Source organism: Metabacillus niabensis, assembly GCF_020524345.1.
Taxonomy (GTDB): domain Bacteria; phylum Bacillota; class Bacilli; order Bacillales; family Bacillaceae; genus Metabacillus; species Metabacillus niabensis_B.
Genome location: NZ_JAIVLH010000066.1, coordinates 1 through 829, shown reverse-complemented (window position 1 = coordinate 829; position 829 = coordinate 1). Strand labels below are relative to the sequence as shown.

Sequence of the window (829 nt, the reverse complement as noted above, 5' to 3'; positions counted from 1 at the left end):
ATATTTATGTTCAATACAAGAGAAAACACACAAAATGAAGTTGAATTTATAGTAATAGATGACCTTGTTCCTGAAAATCATCTACTTCGAAAAATAGATAAATATATAGATTTTTCATTCATTCTTGAAAAAGTAAAACCTTATTATTGTGAGGATAACGGACGCCCTTCAATTGATCCTCTAGTTCTTTTTAAAATGATGTTTGTTGGTTATTTATATGGAATTCGCTCTGAGAGGCAATTAGAAGAAGAAATTAAAATGAATATTGCTTATAGATGGTTTTTAGGGTTGAAATTATCTGATCGAGTTCCTCATCATTCTACAATAAGCTGGAATCGTAGAACTCGTTATGCAGAAACAAATATATTCCAAGAAATCTTTGATGAGATCGTGTTTCAAGCAATGGAACATCGCATGGTAGGAGGAAGAGTTCTCTTTACGGATTCTACTCATTTAAAAGCCAATGCGAATAAACACAAATTCACCAGAGAAACTGTTGAGGTTGAGACAAGAGATTATATTGAAGACTTAAATAAAGCTATTGAACAAGATCGTAAAGATCACGGAAAAAAGCTCTAAAAGAAAGAGAGGAGGTGAAGGAAACTAAGGAAATACGAGTAAGTTCAACAGATCCTGAAAGTGGATTTATGTCTAGAGATAACAAACAGGAAATGTTCTGTTATCTAGATCATCGAACGACAGACTTTAAATTCAACATTATAACTGATGCCTATGTTACACCAGGAAATGTCCATGATTCTGTTCCTTATTTATCAAGACTTGACCGCCAAATCGAGCGATTTGGTTTTAAAGTAGAAGCTTCAGCTTT

Annotated in this window: 1 pseudogene; it reads left to right on the top strand. The window is 33.1% G+C overall.

The features are described from left to right. Positions 1-6: 6 nt before the first annotated feature. Positions 7-829: pseudogene (locus LC095_RS26640) on the top strand (IS1182 family transposase); the annotation flags it as partial.